Genomic DNA, 21,460 nt, shown 5'->3' with positions numbered 1-21,460 from the left:
GCGACAATTTGTCGCTCGCACTGCGCTCCGTTCCGAAGCCCCGGCCGAGACCATCTGAAAACAATTGCTCTTTTTGGACGGAGGCACCTGCTGATCGACGTTCGGGGCGGCCGCAAGCGATTCAAATGTCGAGCTTTTTCGTAAAGGACCGTTGTCTCGTCTTGCTCGTTTGGAGCGAAATTCTAGTTGGACGAAAAAAAATCCCTGAATGGATGTGGGGCCGGTCCGGAAGCTGAGCGGCGAAGAGGAATTGACTACCCCCCATCCTCCTCCTCCACCTTTTCTTCTCCATACTCATCTGACGCCAGTTCTAGCAACGGCAGTTGGTCTGGTGGCGGAGCTGATATCCTGCTGCGGCTTGCCGGCGTAAAGCCAAACTCTGACGCAATGCGCATCATCATCTCAGCCTGCCTGTTGGCAATTGAGAGGTACGGCGACTGGATCGGATAGCCTGTCGGCGACTTCACCATCGTCCCATACTTCTGAATCTGCTCCATCGCCTCTGCCCATAGCGCGTAGGCTGCGCAATAAGTGGCGAGCGCACCACGATCAAGGTGAGTGACCAAATTCAGCTTGGAGAGCTCTCCGGTAAGGCGAAGCCATTCCTGCCGAGCGACCGGGCTTAGCTGAGGAGGACATTCCGGCAATGCAGGCTCCGGCCTTGGTTCATGTGGATTGAGAGGGCGCTTACCTGGATTGCCAGTCAATGCTTTGATCCTCGTAGGTTTGGGACGCCGGCCGCGCATCACGGCACTTCCTCAGCCAAGGGTATTTTCTGCTCAAGCTCGTCAAAGAGCACGGCATCGCTAGCGCGCTGGGCACGCTCGCCGGTGAAGGCTTGCCAACGGCGGACCGCAAGGTCGACGAACAGCGGATCAATCTCAAGCCCGTAGCAAACGCGCCCACACGATTGCGCCGCAATCAGCGTGGTCCCACTACCGAGGAATGGTTCGTAAATGGCTTGCCCTGGGCTGGAATTGTTCAGCATGGGCCGACGCATGCACTCAACAGGCTTTTGCGTCGCGTGCCGGGTTTCCGCGTCCTGTCCGCCGCTACCGATTGTCCACAGCGTGGTTTGCTTGCGGTCCCCCGCCCAGAAGCCCTTTTTGCGAACGGCGTACCAGCAAGGTTCGTGTTGCCAGTGGTAGTCGCCCTGGCTCATCACGAGCCTCTCTTTAGCCCAGATGATTTGTGCGCGGACATTGAAGCCACTGTTGGCCAGGCTTTCAGCAACGATCGTCGAGCGAAGAGCTCCATGCCACACATAAGCGATCTCGCCAGGGAACAAATCCCAGGTCGGCGTCCAATCCGCGATCTCGTCGTTGCGGATTTTACCCTTACGTGCCGAGTTGTTGACACCACGGCGGTGGCGCCATTCCGGGTCGTATTCAACACCATAGGGTGGATCGGTGACCATCAACTGCGGCACGATTCCTGCGAGGAGTGCCTCCACGAGACCAGCGTCCCTAGAGTCACCACATGCGATGCGATGGGCACCCAACTGCCAAATATCTCCCGGCTGCGACGTCGCAGATTCGGCGACTTCTGGAACCTCGTCCTCATTAATAAGACCACCTTCCACGCGTGAAAGTGCCCTTGCCAATTCCTTGGTTGTAAAGCCAAGCGTCGAAAGATCTGCCCCTATCCCCGAAAGGTCGGCTAATTCGAGGCTGAGCATTTCGGCATCCCAACCGGCATTTAAGGCAATCCGATTGTCGGCGAGTACCAACTGTCGCCGTTGAACTTCAGTCAGGCCCCGCAGAACAACCACCGGCGCCTCGCTCAACCCAAGCTTTCGGGCTGCGGCCAAGCGGCCGTGGCCAGCAATGATATCTCCCGCCTCGCTAATCAGGATAGGATTCGAAAAGCCAAATGCGCGAATACTCCCTGCTATCTCCGCAATCTGCCCGGCGCTGTGTGTCCTCGCGTTGCGCGCATATGGAATCAACCGGTCGAGCGGCCAATACTCGAACTGCAGAGTGGGCTCCAACTCCTGCGCTGGTACAGCTTGTTCAGTCATTCCTCGTCTCTCCATGTGCTTCGGCTTGCCGCCCGAATTCAAGACATCCGTCGAGATTTCGCTTCGTTCGGTCGCGATACGTCGGACGCGGCCGCACGCCCTCAAAAACAATTCCTGCCATTTCGCCTAAACTCGGCTCTCAGTCGCCGATCCCAACGTGGAAGGTCTCAAGATCTGAGTTACTCCCCTACCGTGCCAACAGCCGGCCCGCATTTGAAACTGGCTGCGACTTGGTCATGGCGGTCGGCCGATAGCGAGCGCAACACGGCTTCGCTGAGCCCCTTGTCGTCGAGTAGTCCGCGTCGTTCCAATGCTGTGATGCGCTCCAGTTCGCGATCAGGCATTCGCATAAGCGCATCCCAGCCGCCTAACCGCTGAGCTATGCGATTCTGGATGACTTCGATCCGCTCTTGCCTAGCTTGGAAGGCTTTCAGTCTCTCCGCACCACCCGCCCGACCTTGTGCGCTCGCATCCATGTACGGGTTAGCCACACCTAGATCGGCGGTTGCTCGCCAACGCGCGTCATCACCAGCGGCAATTGAAGGTTCTATTGGAGGTTCTATTGAAGGTTTAGGCCGCAAAGCTATGCGGCTCGGTCGCCGTGCTGGGTGCGGCCTGGTCGGGCCGCAATCTGCAAACACGAGACGCGGGTTACTCGTAGCCGGCTGAACGAATTCAGGCCGAACCGCATTTTGCGGCTTGCTTGCCGCGTCGGACATGTTGAGCTGGTAGCGAAACGTTTGCCACTGACCGCGGCGCTTCGGCGCTCTAGCGACGGAGATCAAGCCCTGGGTAATGAGCTTTTTTGTCTGCCTCTGGACCGTATCGAGAGACATTTCGGCGTATCTGCTCAGCGTCTCCTGCGACGGCCAGCAAAAACCACGCTCGTCGGCATAGTTTGCTATTGCGATTAGCAACAGTTTCCGTCCGCAATGGCCCACGTCCTGATGCAATGCCCACGCTGTTGCCTGCCAACTCATCAGAACTCCTCCTTATCGGAACAGTTCGTCTGGCAGTTCGAAAGATTCGAGATTGCGGCATATGCTGCGCGGCGGCCAAAGAAAACGCCCAACTGGCGATCTTCCGCATCAAACGCGGCATAGAGTTTCGGCGAAACTCGCGAGTAACGGCCAAGGCGCTGACGGCCGAGATAGACCGAATGCTCAACAGGCGTTTCGCAAGCCGAATGACCAGACCTGGCCGATCGATTATCCTTCATGGCCGCTGCACCAGGGATCCGCCGCAGGTATTTGCGTTGATCCAGTCGATCAAATCGCGTCGGCGATATCGAACGGCGCGACCCACTTGAACGAAAGGTGGGCCAGCCATACGTATTCGCCACGACTGGAGCGTCCGAACGGACAGACTCAGCAAATCTGCCGCATCCTGCTCTCTAAGCAGCGCGTCTAGGTCTTCATTGCTCTTGAGGGGCATGTCATCAACTGCATCGGTTTCGATGCAGTAAGACTGGCTACGTTTGAACCCCGAAAATAGACGCCGCGATCTCGAAGTGCGGTGATTAGAACCGCGGAGATCTCGGCTTCGGACCTGGTCGGGCCCACAGATAGCGCTGATCGTCGTTCAGATCGCGGAGAACATCAGCCCGGCACCGGTCGAACTCTCGTTTGCTAAGTGTGCTCCCCCATTTTGCCTTTGCCTCTGCCCAGAGCTCTTCATTCGTTAAGGGGGAAGCTGTCGAATTCGCCATCAGTGATTTAAGCCAAACTATGCATTCGGCACGAGATTTGGCCGTGGTCTGGATTTGCTTCCGCGCCTTGCCAGGCTCCTCCGATGGCGGCTGCAATACCGAGAGCGTCTGCACCGGTTGGATCACCTCTTGCAGCCAGACGCCCGTCCACACGGCAACAGGACGGTGGTTCCGCACTTCACAAAGCGCGCTGTTCTCGAGGTCAATAACGAGATCCTGGCGCCTCCACTGGCCAGCGCCTATGGGGCCCTCGACGCCCGTAGCGACAAATGTCCCGACCGCAACAATCTCTCGTGCGACAAAGCGATCCACGAGCGTTGCGATACGGTGGGCTATAAGCTTGGCGACTGCAACTTCCAGCACAGATGGCGTGGGTGACAGTTGACCCATCAACACCACGGGTGAGCTCACAAAGGCGTCTGCAAGACTTTCTGCAGAAATATGCAAAGGCCAATGGTAGTCGACGAACGGACCCGGAAATTGTCCTTCGGAGAACATAGTCGAATGGGCAGGCTTGAGCCGCCCTTCAAACGCAGAAATCTCCGCCTCTCCAAAGACGTACTTTAGAAACGCTTTGGCGAGACAGAAATCGGCGAGATCAGTTAGTTCGTTGATCGATTTCGTTTCCATTGGCTCCCGCGAGCGATCGTTGAAGTTTTGAGCCGAATCAAAATCACGCGGCCTGTCTATACAAGACCGCCTGGGACTTGTGCGCCAAACGATTCCTCACAACAATCTTCCCTTATGCTCTGCGCTCCACTACGACCTAATACCTATCTCTACGGTTTCATGTGAAAGCGTTGGACCGGGCAGATGAATACGCCGAGTAACGGCGTATGACTGCACAACACGATGACCAACTGAGCGAACTAGGGGCCCTTCTGGCCGCCGGCCTCCAGCGTCTTCTGGAACGAAAGTCCAGTCCTTTATCGCACCGTCATGAAGAAAATCCGCTCGACTGTGACGGGCTGGTTGAGGGTCATGTCCGGCAAAATAACAAGGAATTGGCCCTGTGAAGACCCACGTCCTGTCGCAACTGGCGGCCCTGAAGAGCGCCCCTGTCGACGTTCTTAAAGCCCGCTGGCGCGAGCTCTTTGATACCGAGCCTCCAGCCTACAACCGGCGCTTCCTGGAGAATCGATTGGCTTACCGGATCCAGGAGCTGGCTTACGGCGGGCTCAGCCGCGAGACTCATGATCGCCTGCAGGCCATGGCCAAGCAATATGCCAATCAGGAGCCAACTGAGCGAAAAGCCCGGCCCGCCCTGCGCCCAATCGCCGGAACCAAGTTGATCCGAGAATGGCAAGGCGTGGAGTATTCGGTGACCGTTCGTTTGAACGACTTCGAATATCTTGGTCGGCCCTACAAGTCCCTCTCCTCGGTTGCCCGCGACATCACAGGCACCAAATGGAATGGCTGGGTCTTTTTTGGCCTTAAGAACACGCTGGATCGCAAATGAGCCTGCGCCATCGTCCCCAAAGGGGAGCAAAGCGCTCAAGCAGCCTATTTGATGTGAGCGCCCGGCCGGGCGCTGTTCTTAAAACGCGTTGCGCCGTCTACACTCGCAAGTCGAGTGAGGAAGGGCTGGACATGGACTTCAACTCACTCGACGCGCAGCGGGAGTCCTGTGAGGCCTACATCACGAGCCAAAGAGCCGAGGGCTGGGCCCCAGTTTCAGACCGCTACGACGATGGCGGCTTCTCGGGCGGCACGCTGGAACGACCCGCCCTCAAGCGGCTGCTGGCGGACATCAAAGCCGGGAAGATTGATGTCATCGTGGTCTATAAGATCGACCGCCTCTCTCGATCGATGCTCGATTTCCTCCAGCTGGTCGAGCTCTTCGAACAGCACGGCGTCACATTTGTCTCTGTGACTCAGTCCTTCAATACCAAGGACGCCATGGGCCGCATGGCGCTGAACATCCTGATCACGTTTGCGCAGTTCGAGCGAGAAGTGATCGGCGAGCGCATTCGCGACAAGGTTGCTGCCTCCCGCAAACGCGGTAAGTGGATGGGAGGCTGGACGCCCCTCGGCTACGAAGTCCGCGACCGCAAGCTGCTCATCCATGAGCCGGATGCTGAACGCGTGCGATCGATCTTTCGACGATTTGTCCAGGTTAAGTCAGCAACGCTATTGGCTCGCGAACTCGTAGCCGCCGGCGCGAAAAACCGATATGGCCACCTGCTGGACAAGGGAGTCCTGTACAAGATCCTCCACAACCGGGTCTATATCGGCGAGGCCGTGCATAAGGGTACATCCTATCCCGGTGAGCACGAAGCGATTATCGATCGCAAGCTCTGGGACCAGGTCCACGGCATCTTGAAGGAGAGCCCCCGCAAGCGAGCAAACAATGCCCGTGCGCGATCGCCAGCACTGCTGAGAGGCCTCCTCTTTGCTCCTGATGGGGCGGCCATGACGCCAACCAACACGCGGAAATCCGGGCGGCTCTACCGCTACTACATCAGCCAAACTGCTCTGAAGCAGGGCAGGTCCGACTGTCCGGTCAGAATGGTGCCGGCTGCCGAGATCGAGCGTATCGTCATCGATCAAGTTCGCCTTCTGCTCCGAACGCCTGAAGTCATCGTGCAGACTTGGCGTGCAGCCCGCAAGCAGCGCAAAGACGTCACTGAGAACGAAGTCCGCGAAGCCCTAGTCGGATTTGACGAGCTATGGAATGAGCTGTTCCCAGCAGAGCAAGCTCGCATCGTTGAGCTGCTGGTTGAGCGCGCCGATCTCAGGTCGGACAGGCTGGACATCACCCTTAGGGTTGACGGCCTCACTTCACTAACGGCCCAGCTCACTACAAAGCCAAACCTCCTACAGGCCGCCGAATGACTCGCCCAGCTCCTATTACGATCGGCTCGCCCGGCCGCCCCAAACTAAGTCGTGATGGACGCTCGATTGTTGTGAGTATCCCAATTGCGCTCCGCCGACAGGGAGGTCGAAAGCGCGTTGTCACCCCGGCCGACGCATCGCCCTGGTCGCCGGCTCCCACACGCGTCGACAACACCATGATCAAGGCGCTCGTTCGCGCTCATCGATGGCGGGGCATGCTCGAGTCGAACCTCTTTGCTTCAGTCCGCGAATTGGCAAAGGCCGAGAAGATCAACGAATCCTATCTCTGCCGGGTACTCCGACTGACGCTCCTCTCGCCAGCGCTCACGGAAGCGATTCTCAACGGCCAACAACCCATCGGGCTTGATCTGGCAACTCTGCTCAAGTCGCTCCCAGTCGAGTGGGACCGGCAAGAAGCTCTCTTGCAGCAGATGGCAACACGTGACTAGCTGAACGCAAGCCACTCCATGCCGCACGACGATTTGCAGCGATTGCAGTGCGCCGGCTGCCCGAACGTACTCGTCAATTGCCAGTCTTGGGCCTCATTGCTCCACTGGATCGTTGCGTGACAAACAATGTCATCTGAGCCGCAACGATCGCACACTGGCGTGTATCTTTGAGCCGGATCCGCGCGCTGGCCGGGCGTTTCGGCGAGCAGATTAAAAGGATTGATCAGCAGTGTCCGCCGCATGTCGTCGGTCCCGCCCTGTGAGCCCGTTGCTAATTTACATCCATTGGCTTCCTTCGAAAGCCCGAACCTCGTTGTGCGACGCAATCGTGCACCGTTCACAACGATCTCTCTCTGAGCGACGTACCGTCAGAGCTTAGGAGGATGAGCGCGATCCTTTCGGCGGATCAGTTTAAGCGGTACAGAGAGAAGTTTAAGAGCGACGCAAACGCCACCCAGGCCGCGTACGGGATAAATAAGAGCGCTGCCAGCCGATTGGTCCGCCATTGCAGACCTATAAAAAGCAGTATCAAACTGAGCAGTAGAACGATGACCGAAAGGCCCATAGCCAAGTTATGCAATCGGAAGACAACGGGAGACCAGAGAAAATTAAGTGCCATCTGTCCGAGCCAGACCTGCAAAGACAGGCCATTGACCTCCTGTAGGTAGGTGCGCCATCCAGCGATGGCGATCATCACGTACAGAATGGTCCAGGTTGGCGCGAACACCCAGTTCGGCGGATTGAATGGTGGCTTCTGCAGCGCAGCGTACCATGCGCCAGGCAAGTTGGTTGCCCCGATCAGCCAACCGATACCTACAACGGCAACAATAAAGACGAGCAGGCTACGATTTCGTGTTTTCATGATCGAGATTGCACGTACGAGACCGAGGCGGGAGTAAAACAGCTTTAGGTATCGAGACTGGACTTCGCGGGCCCTCGCCCGCGGCCCGGCGACAACGTAAGCTATAACGGTAGGGGTGCATAGCCAGGCCGGCCCGGTGTATATTGTCAAAGGAACCATCGAGCTCCAGGCCTGTTTTGCTTTTATGAGCGAGCCGTTGCCAATCCTCGTGGAGAAGTCGATTCAGATCGCCTGGGACTTCCTCGAGCGCTCCGGCGAAATCACAGATGCAGCGACGCGAGCCGCTTCCTTCTCAGAAGTATCGACGACATGGCGCGGGCTGGGGAGCATCGGGCGCTGATGCTCGCGAACAATGCCATTGACGCCTACCGGCGCTACAAGCGCCTGCTCGCGGCATGATCAACCCCAATTGTCCGATCTGCGGCGGCCTGGGCTGGGTCTGCGAAAACCATCCTCACCTTGCGTGGACGAAAGACCCGCGTGGGTGCCAGTGCGGCGCAGGCATGAGGTGCGCGTGCAACAGCTCCGACGACATCGATCAGGGCGTGGAGGAGCCCGATGTAAGCGGGGTTCTCTCGGAGCCCCCGCCCTCCAATAACTAGCGCCGCGCTGTCGTCTTACGACGATTGTAGGGCGAGCGGTTGATCGGCCGGAGCGAGATGCCCTCGCGCTGCGCCTTACTCGCAATCGAGCCCTTCGGTCTCTCCATCTTGAGGCTGATCACACCCGTAGGCGTGTTCGCCTTTGCGAGCGATCGAAGCTGGCTGACTTCCTTATCGGTCCACGGCTGACGCGAACGGCGTTTGTACTTAGGGTTGGCCTTTCGCGCGCCCTTTTTGCCGATGGGTGAACCCGGTCGTTTCCATGCTGCCTTTGCCATGTCGACACCTCCTGCTCGGATGAACACATGAATCGGCTCGCCAGTTCCTACTTAGGAACGGAGCCCCCGAGCCCGAGTTATTTGGGAATGGACAGCCTTACGAAGAAAGATCAGTTCGAGCGTTCAAAGATCAATGTGCATGCGCCTGATCAAATGAAATGCTGGGCTCATGCGCTCGGCGTTTCAAAGGAAGAGCTTCGTAAGGCGGTCGATAAGGTCGGGAATTCTGCTGCGGCCGTCCGCAAGGAGCTGGAGACGAGCCATGACGAGAGAGCAAGAAGTCAGCTCTGAGTGTGCCCGCGAAGCGCGGAGACAGGCCGCTCTTCTTCCACCCGGCCCGATCAGAGACGCGCTGCTAGAGAAGGCGCACCAATACGAATTGGCCTCAAAGACTGATTTGCATCACAATGCCGAAGAACCGACTCTGGGATCCCGCTGAAGACGTCACTCTGCAAGAGCTGATCGATGAAGGCCGTCGACATTGCCGTTAAGATGAACCGAAGCGAAGCCGCGGTGCGGCTCCGAGCTAAGGTTCTTGGGCTAACGTTCGCCACCGCGCCGCGGGGGCGTAGGCCGAGATAATGCGCGCTCCGCCGTATCGGTAAGTTCCATCTGTCTGAACGCGATTTAGGCTGCGCGGGAGGGCTGGTGATCAACCTGGATTCAACGCGGCTAGGAATTCTTAAAGCACAACAGACGCTGAAGATGGCGTGCTCGGCGCACGCTTACGGGCGTCCGCTTTTGAACCATGAGGGCCGAAACTCGTGAAACTCCTAAATTCCTGAATATCGACCCACCCGACGTCGCTCGTTTCTGAACTGCTTCGCAATATTGACGGTCGGTGGCCGTCAAAGCATAGCGGAATAAGGCACATGGCCTTCTAGACACTACGATGGGAAGAGCGAGCGGATCAACTGGTGCTCGTCCGGCAGATTCCTCCTCAGGATAAACTCATTAAGCACCCGCCCTTGCTCTCGCCCAAGTAGTTGGGCGAGCGAATGGCCATCCCAATGTTCTTGAAGCAAGCCAGATTGCGTCCCAATCAGCGCGCGGTGGCTGCCACGCGCAACCATTAGGGGAACGGTCGCCCCGTCAACATGAGCGAGCGGCGTACACGTAAATCCGTCAAGCTGGAGCAGCCGAGCTAGGCCCGCTAAGTCCGCCGATTGAATTGCGGCCGTGAGTTCACGGGGAAGTTCTCCCGATAGCCCGTATCGCAGCAATTGGGCGCCGATGAAACGGTCCAGGCGGTCTTTGAGGTGCTGGTTGTGGTAGTGACGCAAGCAGCTTTCGCAAGATCGGTCGCACTTAGCCGGACAGTTCTCTAAAAGCTTTAAGACGTCTGCGAGAATGGCGTTCAAGCATCTTCCGGCGAGTTCGGCATATCCAGCGCCTCCCGAAAGCGTGTCGTAGAGGTAAACGTCAAGGTGAAGCTGGTCCGCGTCGTTTGAGGGGACGATACGGAAGCCCGATCCGAATTCCGAGGGGTCGAGGTCTAGTTGGGGGTGACGGCTGGCGGCCAGCCGCAGTGCTTCTGAGATTGAGTACAAAGCGTCCTCAATGGCGCGCAATACGACGGGGCTGCTCGTATCGACCGCCATCGGGGGCGCGAGAGTGAAGCGCATCAAGAGCAGGTCAGTAGCGAAGACGTGCCCAAGGAATACATTCTGGAATGTGCCCATGCAAAGCTTGCTGGGCTTGGGTTGATTGAATGCAAACTCAATCTTGTAGGGACGCTCATGCGGGGCGTGGGCGGGCTCTTCTCCTTCAGCGCGGCCGCACTTGTCACAAATCCAAAAGCCCTGCGAGGCTTCATTCTGGGTTTGCCCCTTATTGACGGTCACCAGGCGACGATCAGTCGTAACCTCAAAAGCGAGATTTGGTCCTAATCGGCGCAACTCGGGCAAATCGTTTGCCCCGACAGGGACAGGAAATTGGGCGCTCGTCGCGTAGGTGATTTCTTGCTCGCGATCATCCTCTGGGAGAGCCCGGCCGTCTTCGGGTAAGAAGACCTGCGGCTTGATCATACGCGTGCGCTCAAGCTCGCCGCCGCAAACGGGGCATTCCGTCTGGGCGCCGTCTTCATTTTCTAGATCGCGCACAAAGCTGCACGTGTTGCAGTGGACGAGCTCCGAGATGTCGTCGAATAGCTCAGGAGCGCGATCGTGCACGGTCGGCAGGACATTGGCCGTGACGCCTCCCGATCGATATGTCTCCTTGTTAATCACGATCAATCGGCCAGGCGCATATTCGCTGAGCGCTTTCCCGATGCCCTGCTGCGGCCGCTCCAAAATTTCCATCTTCCATGTGCCGTTCGCTTGCTTCACAAGCTTCTCGACGAGGAAGCTCGTGAGATCTGTGGGAAACGCGTAGCTGGGGAGCATCCCGCGGCTAAACAGGAACTCCAACAGCTCTTCGTCGCCAAGCGCGTTACGGTCATCATCAGGCTCGCCGTCTCCGTTGTCTTCCTCCGTAGTTTCCACCGCCCCGGCGGGCAGTGGCGCAGTTGGCTTCAGTTCGGACTTTAGCGACTCGAGATTATCGAGCAAGTCTTGGGCTACGGTGCCGATCCAATGATCGATGTCGCTATCGGGCACTCGCAGCGAGCTTGGGAGCCACGATTTTATCTGCGCACGATTGAACCCAGCGGCAGCAATGATATTCCCATCGACCCAAAGCCGGAAGGCCGCAAAGGTAGGGCCTGCGTTGGCATCTCCAAAAAAGAAGTCATTTGCTTTGCCGAGCGCGCGGAAGAGCGCCGAAGTTTGGTTGCCAGTCGTGATGTTGTGCTCATCCATGTAGCGATGAAAGAACGTCTGCAACAAATAGGAGGCTACATGCCGGCGCGCGATCTTTGGATTGTCGATCTTGATGTCCGGATTTCGTGGCGGGCCAGCGACAATGGCCTCGGATTGTCGTAGTAGTAGCTGTCGTGGGGACCGTTCTGCGCATAAGTGAGCACGGTCGATACCGATGAGCCTCTCCGGCCAGCTCGTCCGGCGCGCTGCTGGTAATTTTCGCGTTGGGGCGGGACGTTCCTTAGGCCGACCGCAACAAGGGAGCCGATATCGACACCGACCTCCATCGTGGTTGTGCAGCTTAGGACGTCGATGGCCTTGTCACGGTCCTCAATCTGGATGTCACGGAAGCGAAGCTCGAACTTTTCCGTAGTCGCATGGACGCGCGTATTGTCCCGGTTTGAAAGTTGTGCGGTGTGCTCTTCGACCGATATGCTTCGGAGTTTCGCATATGGCCCGAGCGCATTGTGAACAGGGTTTCGCCAAAAGCCCTTACGCGCGCGAATATACTCGCTCGCATGTGGGTCAAGTGGCTCGATCTGTGTTGAGGCGCACGATAGGCAGTGATGGCGTATAGTCGATGGCGCGAGCTCCGTGCACTCGTGGCATTGATACCACAGTGCTTGCAGATCAATGTGAATATGGAGCTTGTCCGGGTCGAGGAAATAAGCGTTGCTATCATCTTTCCACGCAAGTTCCTCCCTGAAGGCAGTTTCAATCGAAACGATCGCGGGCTCCGTTATTCTGAGAATAGAGCCGAGCTTTACGCGAAGGGCCTTCTCAAATTTGCCGTCGGTGCCCCATTCGTTCGTAAAATATCCCGCCGCTTTCGCCCGGATGGTCGCCGGTATGTCTTTGTCCAAGGCGAAGCGGTCACAGAGTTCGCACATCCAAGTCGCCGCGAGTTCGTCCACATCGGAATCAGTAAGCGTGGGGACCGAGGCGCGAACGGTTTTGCGAAGCTTAGTTCGCGATTTCGCAACAGGAAGGACGGTGCCGACCGAGGTGCCGGAGAGGGAGTAGTAGCGGCCGCAAAGCTGCTTCAGCAGCGCGACCTTGTAGCGTGGCGGCGGTTCTGCCGGCACAAACTCAGTCAGGAGCGTCGCAAGGTCGTCCCCGTCGTAATCGCGCTCAAGCTTGGCGATTTCACTTTCGATCTTCCGTGCGTCCTCTCGGTCGAACATGGGCAGGTTGAAATCGCGGAGGACTGTGAGGACGGTCGTGTAGAGGTGCACGATTGGCCGCGGTTCTCGGCCGATTGCACGTAACCTGGCCGCCGCCACGGCAAGCACTTGGCGAAAAATATCCTGCTCGACCTCCCGCGGGATGTCGCGGGCTAAGCGGGCAGCTTTTTGTCGCCCATCGGAAAAGAGCAGCACCTTGCGGCCACCATTCGGAAGTATGCGCGTCTCCTCGGCGACCGCGGGCTGGGAATCCAGTTGCGTTTTTACAAGGTTGGCGAAGGGCGCTTCTCCCTTCGTTGAATGATCCATGATGCTTGATCGCCCGCTGCGCACTGTCGTCTCGCGGCAAACAGGACATGAGGGAAAGCGGACGCTTCGGGTCCACGTGTCATCCTCGGGAAGGTATACACGCCGGAAGCCATCCATATCGTCTGGCTCAGTGTGCAGGACACGGCCGCTCCGAATGTCTAGCCAAGCAGTTACGCAACGATCGGCTCTTTCATGATGGGGATCTCCCTGAACAAGAAGTTCGACTTCCGCAAGCGGAGCCTGATGTCCTTCGCGCAAGAGGCCAGATGGTTGGTGCCAAAGGAAATCGCCGTGTGGTCCACTCATATATCCGCGAATAAATGCAGTCCCGCATTCGCGGTGCGTCGACAATTCGTAGACCCTTGACCCGCAATGGCATCGTTCGCGCGCGTGGGTATGAAGGCGGCCTAGGATAGGATTAGGATGTTGTTCGCGAACGGCCGTGCATTGAGGATTAATGCAAGCGAATAGAGCCGGCAGCCCCCTGAAAAACATGTGGAGGCGCGTGGGAAGCAGGACACGCTTGTCGCGCTGCCTGCGTGCGAAAGTTGCCAACGCAATGAGCGAAGCGGTCGCGCGCTGCGCAAGGTCGTTGTCACCAAAGAGTTCCTTCTCAACCTCGGGCAGGGGCACTGCGGTCCCGGCTACAAGTTGGATAAGGCGCTCTGCTGGTCCAAAGCCGGTCAGGTGCTCGAAGAGATGGTCGGCTAAGTCAGTGCCATCAGGAAGTGCCGGCCATCCGAGCTTTGCCGACAGTTCCACGACGGCGGCCCGCGCTGCATTTTCATCAGTCGCATGGCGTTCGAAATGCGCGAGGTCGAACGCGTGTAAGGCCCGTGCTTCGTCGATTGTCCCGGCGCGTTCCCCACTTCGCTCCTCCCGCGTGCCGCGGATAAGCTCAAATTGGCGAGGAGAGTCTTCAGCGAGGCCAGTAAGATCTCGGCCAAATTGGGTTATTGCGCGCGTTGCTTCGGCGTCGCTCCCGAGGCTCGCGCTGGTAAGGATGAAGCGGACACGCGTGCGCGGGACGTTTAGGCGCGACAAGAGCCTACGCAGGAGAAGCGCAACTTCAGCTCCACCTGCGCCGCGATACATGTGGGCTTCGTCCAGGACGAGGATGAGTTCATTGCTTGGGTCCGATTGAAGCCAGTCGCGCGTTTGTTGGAAAATGGGGCGCTCGATAGGCCGCATGAGCATATATTCGAGCATGGAATAGTTCGTAATAAGCAATTCTGGGCAACGTGCCTGCGTTTCGTGGCGCGTCATCAATTCGCGATCGTTGTCTTGTGTCAGAAGGCGGTTCTTCCAGTTGCGTAGCCGCCTCGTCTTCCCGGTCCGGGTGGTCTGAATTCCCTCGGCAGCCTTGCCAAAAAAATTGACGAGGTCCTTTTCAGGAAGCTGGCCTATCGCCCGGAGTTGAGCTTCCTTTGCCGGCTTGCCGACGATCGGCAGGTAAAACTCTTCGAAGAGAGGCTCAATCCGTTCACCGTCGCGCTTAGAGTCGCGAGGCCCTGGATAAGCCGTGCGGCCGGTGTAGCTTGCAAAGCGCACTGGCAGCGAGCGACCCATTTTAATCGCTCCGGCCGCTTGCACGCTGCCAAAAAGGCGCCGGATTCGAGATAGCTGGTCATTGACAAGGGCGTTCATCGGATAGAGCAAAAGTGCCCGCATGCCGGGCAGGGCTGCTGATTGAGAGCGACCCGCCGCCTCGACGGCCAACTGCCCAAGTATTGGCATCAAAAAGCTTTCCGTCTTGCCCGAGCCCGTGCCGGTGGCAACGATCAGGTCAGCATTGCGATCGAAAAAGGCTTCGAGAGCGGTGGCTTGGTGAACGTAAGGGTTTGGATAGAGGCCCACATTGAGGCCGGCCAGTTGATTGAGGAGTATCTTGGCGGCTGGCGGAATTTTAAGATCATCATAGGTGTCGCCGAGTTCATAGACGGGGGTCGATTCCACGAATGGGACCTGACTAACGGCCCCATGCTCTTCTAACAAACGCCTTCGCTCGCGGATCAGACTCTCGTCGCGAATGTGATATTGCGCCTCGATATACGAACGAAGACTCTCGGTGAGCCGATGCGAAGTGGCGTGCACGCCATGGTCGGGGATTGTCGCGTCCGTCATATAACGGTCCTCCGGACAAAGTCAGGATTTATGGATAGGCGCTTCAAAGCGTGCATTACGATGGGGAGTGCATCGTTATGAAAGGCTAGCCGCTCGGTTGGGCTTCCTAGCTCAGGCCAGCCCAAGGCAAATGCACGAGCTTCTGGCTCAGGAAGCCGCAACGGCTTATCAATCGTGAAGAAGCCTTGGCCCTGCGCCATGACGAGCTTGCGCGGAGTTTCGAGGATGATGTCGAGCCCGAACCGTAGGCGGAGGCTGATATCGTATTTTATTGGTGCCTGACACTGGAGCGTCAACGAACCTTCACTGAATCCAAACTGCGCCAGATAGTATGGCCGATCATAATGGGCAGCATACTGGAGTGTCGGGCGGCAAAGCCGTGTTCCCGAAACTGCGACGGCAATCTCCCGGGCCGGGATCCAGCGATGTGGACGGCGCAGGTTGCGGAGAATATCAGGGCCGTAAATCTCGAGTTGGTCTGCCGCAAGGCCACCCACGTCCTGCATGCGCGAGTTCGCTGCATCGATGGTGTGCGCCGTCCAAGTAGTGAGAGGCGGTGCCGTTCCGAGCCAAGTATCAACTGCCTGCCCCATGGATAGATCGCCGATATGCTTGATATCAGCAAAGCGAGCCGGGCCGCCGCAGGATATCGTCGCGCCAAGGCGGCGCTGAGCCAACGCTAGGGGAGATGATCCGACAATCAAGCACCGGTCGGATGCCTCAGGAATTACAACGCGCATCGGCGTTGTTAACCATTGGCCTTTCCCCGCCTGCCATGCATCTCCTAACGCTGCAATGCGATCGAGGATGTCGGAGCAAAACTCCTTGGAACCTGGGGCAGCTTCGCTGGCCCTAGAAATGTCAGGCCACATCAAGTTCAAGGCTCGGCGCGCGTTGGACAGGAGGCGTGTGGTAGGAACCGCCTGCGCGCCGCGAGAAGTGAAAACACCATAAAGGGAGGCTCGGATGTGGTCCGCTACGAGCGCGCTTGCCACGGAGGATGTGTCGCTAGCCGAACGGAGCGCAACAGCCAGCTTGGCTTGGATAGCTTGGAGTGGCTCCCGTGCGATGGTGCTCATCGCGACGCCTCTTGGGGGAAGTTAGCCAAAAGGGCTGCTAGGCGGGGGTCGACTTCAGAGCCATTAACTTTCCCGCCGTCCAATTCGTCGTCAACCTGTGCGCGGTGGACTGAGCGCGTTCGCCAATAGGGAAGAAGCCAACCATAGAACAGCGATTGAAGTGGCGTGATATTGCTGGCGCGCTTCCGAACGAGGACCAGAGCCTTATAAGCTCGCAAAATGGCTTGCTCAACGGCAGGGTCGCGCCGCGTAGAAAAGAGCCGTCCCAGCCGGCTCGCCTCGTCCGTATCCGCCGTCTCCTTGGCGAGCATGTCCCAAAAACCCTGATCCTTGGTTTTCGCGAGGGTGTGAGCTGCGACCGCCGTGTCACCCGCATAGCTCATCCGCCAGTCGAGTACGTCTAAATCGAAGACGGGACCCATCTCAAACAGCCCCTTCTCGATGGGGATCGATGCAACGCTATCAATGAGCGTTCCAAAGACTGCAAATCGAGTTCGGGACACCATGCCGCGTTGGGCTGTTACGCAGTCGACGATAAGATCGCGAAGCATCTGGGCAGGAACCATATCGACGGCGTCGATTACAAGGCCGCGAAGCTCGGGCCGTTCATCGCTGAACGCATCGGCAATAACTGCGCGGACCTTCGCGTCGCTCTCCAAGCCCACGGGTATCGACAGACGGATGGAGGAAGAACTGGCCAGGGACGCAGAAAGCGCACGGGCAACGTGGCCTGCGAACGCTCCCTTTAGAAAGATTGCCTGCCGTGAGACCACGGCCGCGGTGCACTCTTCTCCGAACACTTCTGCTGCCTGCTTGCGGAGGCCAATCGATTGGAGCGTGGTAGAAAATGCGGAAACGATTTGGCCAATCGTTTCGACGGCCACCGGTGGCGCAGCTGTGGTGAACGAGATTGCCTCCCACTGTAACCCCGCCTTGAACTCTTGCAGTCCAACAGGGGCGGCACCCACCTGAAGCGGTCCGCGCGCCGCTTTCGACTCTAGATCGCCGATACGCGCCATCAACGAAGCCAGCTTATCGTTAACCGTGCGATCATCGCTGAGAGTGATGAGGTCCCGCGTCAACAGATCAAGGTCCGCTTGCAACCGCGCCAAAGCGGCATCCGAGGCGCGATCTCGGTCTAAAGCGTCGTTGGCCGATACCGAGAGTTTTGCCAACGCATCGTCAATTCGGACAATGTCGGGAGACTGGGCTCGGAGCAGATCTATGGCCGACTGCAACTCGCTGAATTGGTCAGAGAATGCCCTGAAGCGCGTGTCGCTCGTCTTATTGTTTGCAGCGACGGCGTCCTTCAGGCGGCCTTGCTCGGCGGCGTACTTTTGCCCGTCTGCTCGTAGCAGGTCATGATCTTGCTTGAACTGCTCGGTCGCGACGCGGAGAGCGCGAATGTCCGACTGGGCTTGAGTAACCGACTGCACGTTTTGGTCGATTCGCTCGGAGAGCGACCTAACTTGTGCGGCCGCGTCCCTGACTTGGTCTTCTGTGCGCTGAATGCGCTCGGGTAGCTCATTGAACTTCGTGTCGTGCTCGACATCGGATGCGGCCTTGGATGCAGAGACCATACTCTGCGCTGTCTTCGTGTCAGGCAACGGACTAAAAGCCAAGAACCGTTCAATCTGCTCACGGGTGCAGAGATTCTGCCGCGAGTCCTCGTTCAATTTGGCGAATAATGCGTCGATCTTGCTATCGACGGCAAGGCGGCGTGTCTCTTCATCTTGCGTGGTATCGGCCGCTTCTTCGACTTGATCGATAAGCTCTTGGATCGAGGCGGCATTCTTGAACGAAACGTAGATCCACTCCCGCCAGATGAGGTAAAGCCCATGGTAATCGCGATCGGTGGCATTTGGCTTGCTGAGCTTGCGGGCTAACGCAGTCTTCTGCCTTGCAATGCCCAGGCTACTCGTAGGACGGAAACCGTCGATTCTCGGTAGGTGGCGTGCCACCCGCTGCATTGCGGGCACCGGGAGCTCGTCGAAGAATGACTGAAAGTCAGCTTCGCTATGCGCTTGGATGCGCGTCTTGGCATCTGGCCCCGGCGTAAGGCGATCACTCATGGCCGCCTCGGAGTTGGTTCATTCTTAATTCCTTGCCGATGGAACGCTGATGCGAAAGCAGATTCGTGGGCACTCGAAGCTGCGCAAAATGTTCGAGCAAGGAAGGGGCATCTAGGGTTCCGATCGGCCGGTGGTGACGATCAGAGTACGAGCGGCAGGCTCGGGAAAGCCACTCTATCCGAGCGCGGAGTGCGCGTGGCACAGAGAGTATGGCCTGTTGTGATTGCGCGGCTGGTTTAAGATTGCCAGCGCATTGGAAGCCACCGAACGGCCCGAAAGTTAGTTCGATATCGAGGCACGTATCTCCAAAGGCTGCGTTGATTTGGCCGATCAGGCCCTCGCCGAGCAACCCCCGTCGCATATCTGCCGAAGGGCTCAGGAAATTCAAAGGAAGTTCGTCCCAGTCCATCGCATTTGCCTGGCGATAGCGGAAGGTCCCTCGAAGCAACGGGTGCCCGGATACGTCAATCAGTGAGAGACGACCTTGCCGTACATCGGCAAGCAGCGCTTGAGCGGCCGCCGCGTGAAGGCCTGCTTGAACCCTCCCGTTCTGGCCTTCGCACGTGACAAGTACGGCGTGGTCTGGAACATCAAGCGGATAGGCCTTCGTTGCGAGCGTTGCGACGTAAGAGCCGTCCCAACTGAGATAGATGTTCTGCGCTCCAGCTTTGCTGATATCTTCAACCGCAATGAGGTGCTGCCGTTCCGCATCATCAAGTTCGGTTACAATGGATGAACGTCCGACCGAGCAGGTCAGAGCTCCCGCGGGTCCGACACCGCTGGATTTCAAGGCTAGGATGACGCAATCATTTGGCGGAATATAGAGATCGCCATCTTCCCCCAAGGCGTAGGGCGCAGGATGAAGGATCGCCCAATCGCGCGTGGGCCGCGCAACCGTCAGGCCGCAATGTTCGTCAAGCCAAGCTTCAATCTCGGCGTCGGAGTCGTGCGGTAGGGCGACGAGCGCACAATTCCAGCCATCCATTTGCGCAAGGGGCTTCGCAGCAAGGGAGCCCGGCAAACTCATCGCGCGGTCAGCTTTCCAACTGAGGTAGTAGCTTTCTCCCCAAAAGAGGGAATAGGTCCGGGGCTTCAGTTTCGAGCGGCATGCCTCGAAGGCATTGCCCATCCCGGGGTCGAGCCCGGCTATGCGGTTCCGGACCACCTCCCGGTATTCTGGAAGGACATCGTGGCTGACCCAGTTCGCTCCGAACTCGAGAGTGTCTAACGCGACCGTATACGTCTCTGGGCCGAGAGCGAGCTTACTCAAATTGATCCTGCGGGAATCACGATCGCTCAGGTCAATTGATATCTGCCCATGCACGTCCGGTGATTTTGGAACTGTCAGGCGGAGCCGCCACTTGGCTGGCATACCTTTGTGAGGTAGCGGTTCAAGTTCAATACTGAGATGCAGCGGATCGATGTGTACGATTTCTCGCGGCGTGGGCAGCATCGATACCGCGCGCGCGAGGTCATCTGTATAGTGAAAGTCTTCGCACTCGGGTTTTCCTTGTCCTGGCATGTGCGCGAAGTGATCGGCACGCCAGCGGCCAGAGCGCAGGAAGACCTCTGCATTGCAGCGTGGATTGGGGCACCGATAAGCGCGCCCCTTCGTCGCGCTTTCAGCGTGAACGCGCTTCCCGCCCCTGCGCTCGGCCGCCCAGTACATTAGCCTGTCGTCCGCTTGTTGGGCTGGAACGCCACGGTATTTTCCGCGGCCTGCTCTAACCTCTGCTTCGCCGCCAGCAGGGCCTTGAAATGGTCATGCGTCCAATCGCGAAACTCTGGCCGGCGCAACGCCCGCGGGATGATCCAGCGGTCGCGAGCGAGTAAGCCAATTTCTGCAACGGATTGCAGGCCCTGATAATTCGCTCGAACAGCTTCACCGCGTAGGATGCGGCCCGCGTTGTGTGCAAGCTCGCAGACAAATATTTCGCGGCCAATACCGTGCTTCAGCAAATCTGCTTTAAAGCCGAGCGCATCAAAAGCCGCGCGGATCGTGCGTAAGCGCCAATTCGGGCCCTCGCCAAATCCGTGGCCATCAACATACTTGTGCTTACGTTTGCGAAGGTAATCCCGGAGCTCTGTAAAAAGCGCGTCGGGCACGTGGAAATGTCCCCAACCTTGAGTGAAACCGATAGAGCGGAAGTATTCTTGCTTGCCAAGCTTAAGCCGATTGTAAACCGACGAACGGCCCAGTGAAGAGCTCGTAGTGACAACGACCAATTGGGCTTTCTTTTTCTTGCGTGAAATGATGCCGCGCGTATCTCCATATCGCTCCTTGAAATCGTCGCGCACTTCACGTGAACGGACGAGGCAAGAAACAAGCTTGCCGCCCAGTAACATGTTGTACGGAGGCACGGCTCCCAGAACGTAGGCATCGAGGATATTGACGAGGCGTTTTCCGCGATCCTTTACCGTCCATGCAAACAGGTCATCCCGGGCTTTGAGATTGAAAACGGGGTCTCCGATCGCGATGATGCCCATGAGTTTGTCATTGCCCCTGTCCCAGACGAGGTAGCGTAGGCGACGGCCGAATCCGTTGGACACCGGGACAGACCAGGACAGGCTAGCCAGGCGGAACAACTCCGATTGCCACGTCTCGGCTTCGATGAGCTCTAGCTCAGGCAAGAGTTTTGCGGGGTCGATGTCATTCCCTTCCGCAAGGTATTTCTTCAACCTAGGAAAAGTGTTTGAAATGAATGCGCGGTGTGCCTTCAATCCCGTCTTGCGTTGATCAGAGTGCAGCGAGCGAACAGTTTCCTTCGATGATGAAGGTGGGCACAATGATCCATCGCTGGACTTGTCGAATCCAAGTTTTCGGAGATGAGCACGGACTTTACGTTTTAGGACGGCCTCAGGCGTGAACGCAGCAACAACGGACGACTTATTCTTCATACAGGCCATACCCCCAACCGTTTATACCGGTTTTACCGACTGTTTTCGACCGAGGGTAGCACAATTAGAAATCGCACGTAGACGAACAGCTTAAACTTTTGGCGTATTGCGGCAGAGCCGCGAAACTTTCGTCGTAGGAAATGCATCGAGAACAACCAACAAAAGTCAGCGACGAGCGATACTCTTTCCACCCAGGCGGATCGCCTCAATCAGTCGCGTCGCTCAGGGAGGCCAGAGAAGCA

Annotated in this window: 19 protein-coding genes; 5 read left to right on the top strand and 14 right to left on the bottom strand. The window is 57.7% G+C overall.

All coding sequences use genetic code 11. The features are described from left to right. Positions 1 to 254: 254 nt before the first annotated feature. The 6 genes from ALC15_RS34435 to ALC15_RS34420 form a co-directional block, all read right to left on the bottom strand. Complete coding sequence (locus ALC15_RS34435; RefSeq protein ID WP_244486380.1) at positions 255 to 707, bottom strand: phage terminase small subunit P27 family; 453 nt, start codon at positions 705 to 707, stop codon at positions 255 to 257. A 38-nt stretch (positions 708 to 745) separates the two neighbouring features. Further along, positions 746 to 2,020: a site-specific DNA-methyltransferase gene (locus tag ALC15_RS34430; protein ID WP_050631130.1), complete on the bottom strand. Its 1,275-nt coding sequence runs from the start codon at positions 2,018 to 2,020 to the stop codon at positions 746 to 748. Between the two features lie 179 nt (positions 2,021 to 2,199). Then, the gene (locus ALC15_RS42415; protein WP_094194301.1) at positions 2,200 to 3,000 is read right to left on the bottom strand and encodes a helix-turn-helix domain-containing protein; all 801 of its coding nucleotides are present in this window, start codon (positions 2,998 to 3,000) and stop codon (positions 2,200 to 2,202) included. Next, entirely contained in the window at positions 3,000 to 3,239 is a 240-nt protein-coding gene (locus tag ALC15_RS43685; RefSeq protein ID WP_128089662.1) for a hypothetical protein, read from the bottom strand. Before ALC15_RS43685 ends, ALC15_RS42415 begins: the two co-directional genes overlap by 1 nt. Then, the gene (locus ALC15_RS42410; RefSeq protein ID WP_200914720.1) at positions 3,236 to 3,454 is read right to left on the bottom strand and encodes a helix-turn-helix transcriptional regulator; all 219 of its coding nucleotides are present in this window, start codon (positions 3,452 to 3,454) and stop codon (positions 3,236 to 3,238) included. The genes ALC15_RS43685 and ALC15_RS42410 overlap by 4 nt, the downstream gene beginning before the upstream one ends. A gap of 85 nt (positions 3,455 to 3,539) precedes the next feature. Next, positions 3,540 to 4,358, bottom strand: coding sequence for a hypothetical protein (locus ALC15_RS34420; RefSeq protein WP_050631128.1), 819 nt, complete (start codon positions 4,356 to 4,358; stop codon positions 3,540 to 3,542). 382 nt (positions 4,359 to 4,740) lie between these two features. On the opposite strand from ALC15_RS34420, the gene ALC15_RS34415 reads away from it, so the two are divergent. From ALC15_RS34415 to ALC15_RS46690, 3 genes are all read left to right on the top strand, one after another. Next, entirely contained in the window at positions 4,741 to 5,187 is a 447-nt protein-coding gene (locus ALC15_RS34415) for a DUF2924 domain-containing protein (RefSeq protein WP_050631127.1), read from the top strand. Beyond that, complete coding sequence (locus tag ALC15_RS34410; RefSeq protein ID WP_094194300.1) at positions 5,184 to 6,563, top strand: recombinase family protein; 1,380 nt, start codon at positions 5,184 to 5,186, stop codon at positions 6,561 to 6,563. The genes ALC15_RS34415 and ALC15_RS34410 overlap by 4 nt, the downstream gene beginning before the upstream one ends. A 176-nt stretch (positions 6,564 to 6,739) precedes the next feature. Beyond that, positions 6,740 to 7,012, top strand: a complete 273-nt coding sequence (locus ALC15_RS46690; RefSeq protein ID WP_244486379.1) for a hypothetical protein — start codon at positions 6,740 to 6,742, stop codon at positions 7,010 to 7,012. Between the two features lie 406 nt (positions 7,013 to 7,418). On the opposite strand, the gene ALC15_RS34400 is transcribed toward ALC15_RS46690, so the two are convergent. Continuing rightward, positions 7,419 to 7,874, bottom strand: coding sequence for a TspO/MBR family protein (locus tag ALC15_RS34400; RefSeq protein WP_050631124.1), 456 nt, complete (start codon positions 7,872 to 7,874; stop codon positions 7,419 to 7,421). Positions 7,875 to 8,010: 136 nt separating this feature from the next. On the opposite strand from ALC15_RS34400, the gene ALC15_RS42405 reads away from it, so the two are divergent. Further along, entirely contained in the window at positions 8,011 to 8,214 is a 204-nt protein-coding gene (locus ALC15_RS42405; RefSeq protein WP_347336345.1) for a hypothetical protein, read from the top strand. Positions 8,215 to 8,472: 258 nt separating this feature from the next. On the opposite strand, the gene ALC15_RS34395 is transcribed toward ALC15_RS42405, so the two are convergent. Then, positions 8,473 to 8,754: a hypothetical protein gene (locus tag ALC15_RS34395; protein ID WP_050631123.1), complete on the bottom strand. Its 282-nt coding sequence runs from the start codon at positions 8,752 to 8,754 to the stop codon at positions 8,473 to 8,475. A gap of 87 nt (positions 8,755 to 8,841) precedes the next feature. On the opposite strand from ALC15_RS34395, the gene ALC15_RS34390 reads away from it, so the two are divergent. Then, positions 8,842 to 9,045 carry a DUF3606 domain-containing protein gene (locus ALC15_RS34390; protein ID WP_050631122.1) on the top strand — a complete coding sequence of 68 codons (204 nt, stop codon included), beginning with the start codon at positions 8,842 to 8,844 and terminating at the stop codon, positions 9,043 to 9,045. 596 nt (positions 9,046 to 9,641) lie between these two features. On the opposite strand, the gene ALC15_RS45215 is transcribed toward ALC15_RS34390, so the two are convergent. From ALC15_RS45215 to ALC15_RS34365, 6 genes are read right to left on the bottom strand one after another with little or no spacing between them, the layout of a single operon-like run. Next, the gene (locus ALC15_RS45215) at positions 9,642 to 11,552 is read right to left on the bottom strand and encodes a DUF1998 domain-containing protein (protein WP_210168615.1); all 1,911 of its coding nucleotides are present in this window, start codon (positions 11,550 to 11,552) and stop codon (positions 9,642 to 9,644) included. A 35-nt stretch (positions 11,553 to 11,587) separates the two neighbouring features. Next, the gene (locus ALC15_RS45210; protein WP_244486378.1) at positions 11,588 to 15,169 is read right to left on the bottom strand and encodes a DEAD/DEAH box helicase; all 3,582 of its coding nucleotides are present in this window, start codon (positions 15,167 to 15,169) and stop codon (positions 11,588 to 11,590) included. Continuing rightward, complete coding sequence (locus tag ALC15_RS34380; protein WP_050631121.1) at positions 15,166 to 16,248, bottom strand: hypothetical protein; 1,083 nt, start codon at positions 16,246 to 16,248, stop codon at positions 15,166 to 15,168. The genes ALC15_RS45210 and ALC15_RS34380 overlap by 4 nt, the downstream gene beginning before the upstream one ends. Continuing rightward, positions 16,245 to 18,320, bottom strand: a complete 2,076-nt coding sequence (locus tag ALC15_RS34375) for a coiled-coil domain-containing protein (RefSeq protein WP_050631120.1) — start codon at positions 18,318 to 18,320, stop codon at positions 16,245 to 16,247. The genes ALC15_RS34380 and ALC15_RS34375 overlap by 4 nt, the downstream gene beginning before the upstream one ends. Further along, positions 18,313 to 19,989 carry a competence protein CoiA family protein gene (locus tag ALC15_RS34370; protein ID WP_128089660.1) on the bottom strand — a complete coding sequence of 559 codons (1,677 nt, stop codon included), beginning with the start codon at positions 19,987 to 19,989 and terminating at the stop codon, positions 18,313 to 18,315. Before ALC15_RS34370 ends, ALC15_RS34375 begins: the two co-directional genes overlap by 8 nt. Then, positions 19,989 to 21,218: a Druantia anti-phage system protein DruA gene (locus ALC15_RS34365; RefSeq protein WP_094194298.1), complete on the bottom strand. Its 1,230-nt coding sequence runs from the start codon at positions 21,216 to 21,218 to the stop codon at positions 19,989 to 19,991. Before ALC15_RS34365 ends, ALC15_RS34370 begins: the two co-directional genes overlap by 1 nt. Between the last annotated feature and the right edge of the window lie 242 nt (positions 21,219 to 21,460).

This window comes from Bradyrhizobium viridifuturi, from assembly GCF_001238275.1.
Lineage (GTDB): Bacteria > Pseudomonadota > Alphaproteobacteria > Rhizobiales > Xanthobacteraceae > Bradyrhizobium > Bradyrhizobium viridifuturi.
This window is presented reverse-complemented; position numbering and strand designations above follow the sequence as displayed.

What these genes read in the sequence shown, in the direction of transcription:
- ALC15_RS34430 (WP_050631130.1), bottom strand. Translation starts at nt 2,020, where the DNA reads ATGACTGAACAAGCTGTACCAGCGCAGGAGTTGGAGCCCACTCTGCAG.
- ALC15_RS42415 (WP_094194301.1), bottom strand. Translation starts at nt 3,000, where the DNA reads ATGAGTTGGCAGGCAACAGCGTGGGCATTGCATCAGGACGTGGGCCAT.
- ALC15_RS43685 (WP_128089662.1), bottom strand. Translation starts at nt 3,239, where the DNA reads ATGAAGGATAATCGATCGGCCAGGTCTGGTCATTCGGCTTGCGAAACG.
- ALC15_RS42410 (WP_200914720.1), bottom strand. Translation starts at nt 3,454, where the DNA reads ATGCCCCTCAAGAGCAATGAAGACCTAGACGCGCTGCTTAGAGAGCAG.
- ALC15_RS34420 (WP_050631128.1), bottom strand. Translation starts at nt 4,358, where the DNA reads ATGGAAACGAAATCGATCAACGAACTAACTGATCTCGCCGATTTCTGT.
- ALC15_RS34410 (WP_094194300.1), top strand. Translation starts at nt 5,184, where the DNA reads ATGAGCCTGCGCCATCGTCCCCAAAGGGGAGCAAAGCGCTCAAGCAGC.
- ALC15_RS46690 (WP_244486379.1), top strand. Translation starts at nt 6,740, where the DNA reads ATGATCAAGGCGCTCGTTCGCGCTCATCGATGGCGGGGCATGCTCGAG.
- ALC15_RS34400 (WP_050631124.1), bottom strand. Translation starts at nt 7,874, where the DNA reads ATGAAAACACGAAATCGTAGCCTGCTCGTCTTTATTGTTGCCGTTGTA.
- ALC15_RS34395 (WP_050631123.1), bottom strand. Translation starts at nt 8,754, where the DNA reads ATGGCAAAGGCAGCATGGAAACGACCGGGTTCACCCATCGGCAAAAAG.
- ALC15_RS34390 (WP_050631122.1), top strand. Translation starts at nt 8,842, where the DNA reads ATGGACAGCCTTACGAAGAAAGATCAGTTCGAGCGTTCAAAGATCAAT.
- ALC15_RS45215 (WP_210168615.1), bottom strand. Translation starts at nt 11,552, where the DNA reads ATGGATGAGCACAACATCACGACTGGCAACCAAACTTCGGCGCTCTTC.
- ALC15_RS45210 (WP_244486378.1), bottom strand. Translation starts at nt 15,169, where the DNA reads ATGACGGACGCGACAATCCCCGACCATGGCGTGCACGCCACTTCGCAT.
- ALC15_RS34380 (WP_050631121.1), bottom strand. Translation starts at nt 16,248, where the DNA reads ATGAGCACCATCGCACGGGAGCCACTCCAAGCTATCCAAGCCAAGCTG.
- ALC15_RS34375 (WP_050631120.1), bottom strand. Translation starts at nt 18,320, where the DNA reads ATGAGTGATCGCCTTACGCCGGGGCCAGATGCCAAGACGCGCATCCAA.
- ALC15_RS34370 (WP_128089660.1), bottom strand. Translation starts at nt 19,989, where the DNA reads ATGTACTGGGCGGCCGAGCGCAGGGGCGGGAAGCGCGTTCACGCTGAA.
- ALC15_RS34365 (WP_094194298.1), bottom strand. Translation starts at nt 21,218, where the DNA reads ATGAAGAATAAGTCGTCCGTTGTTGCTGCGTTCACGCCTGAGGCCGTC.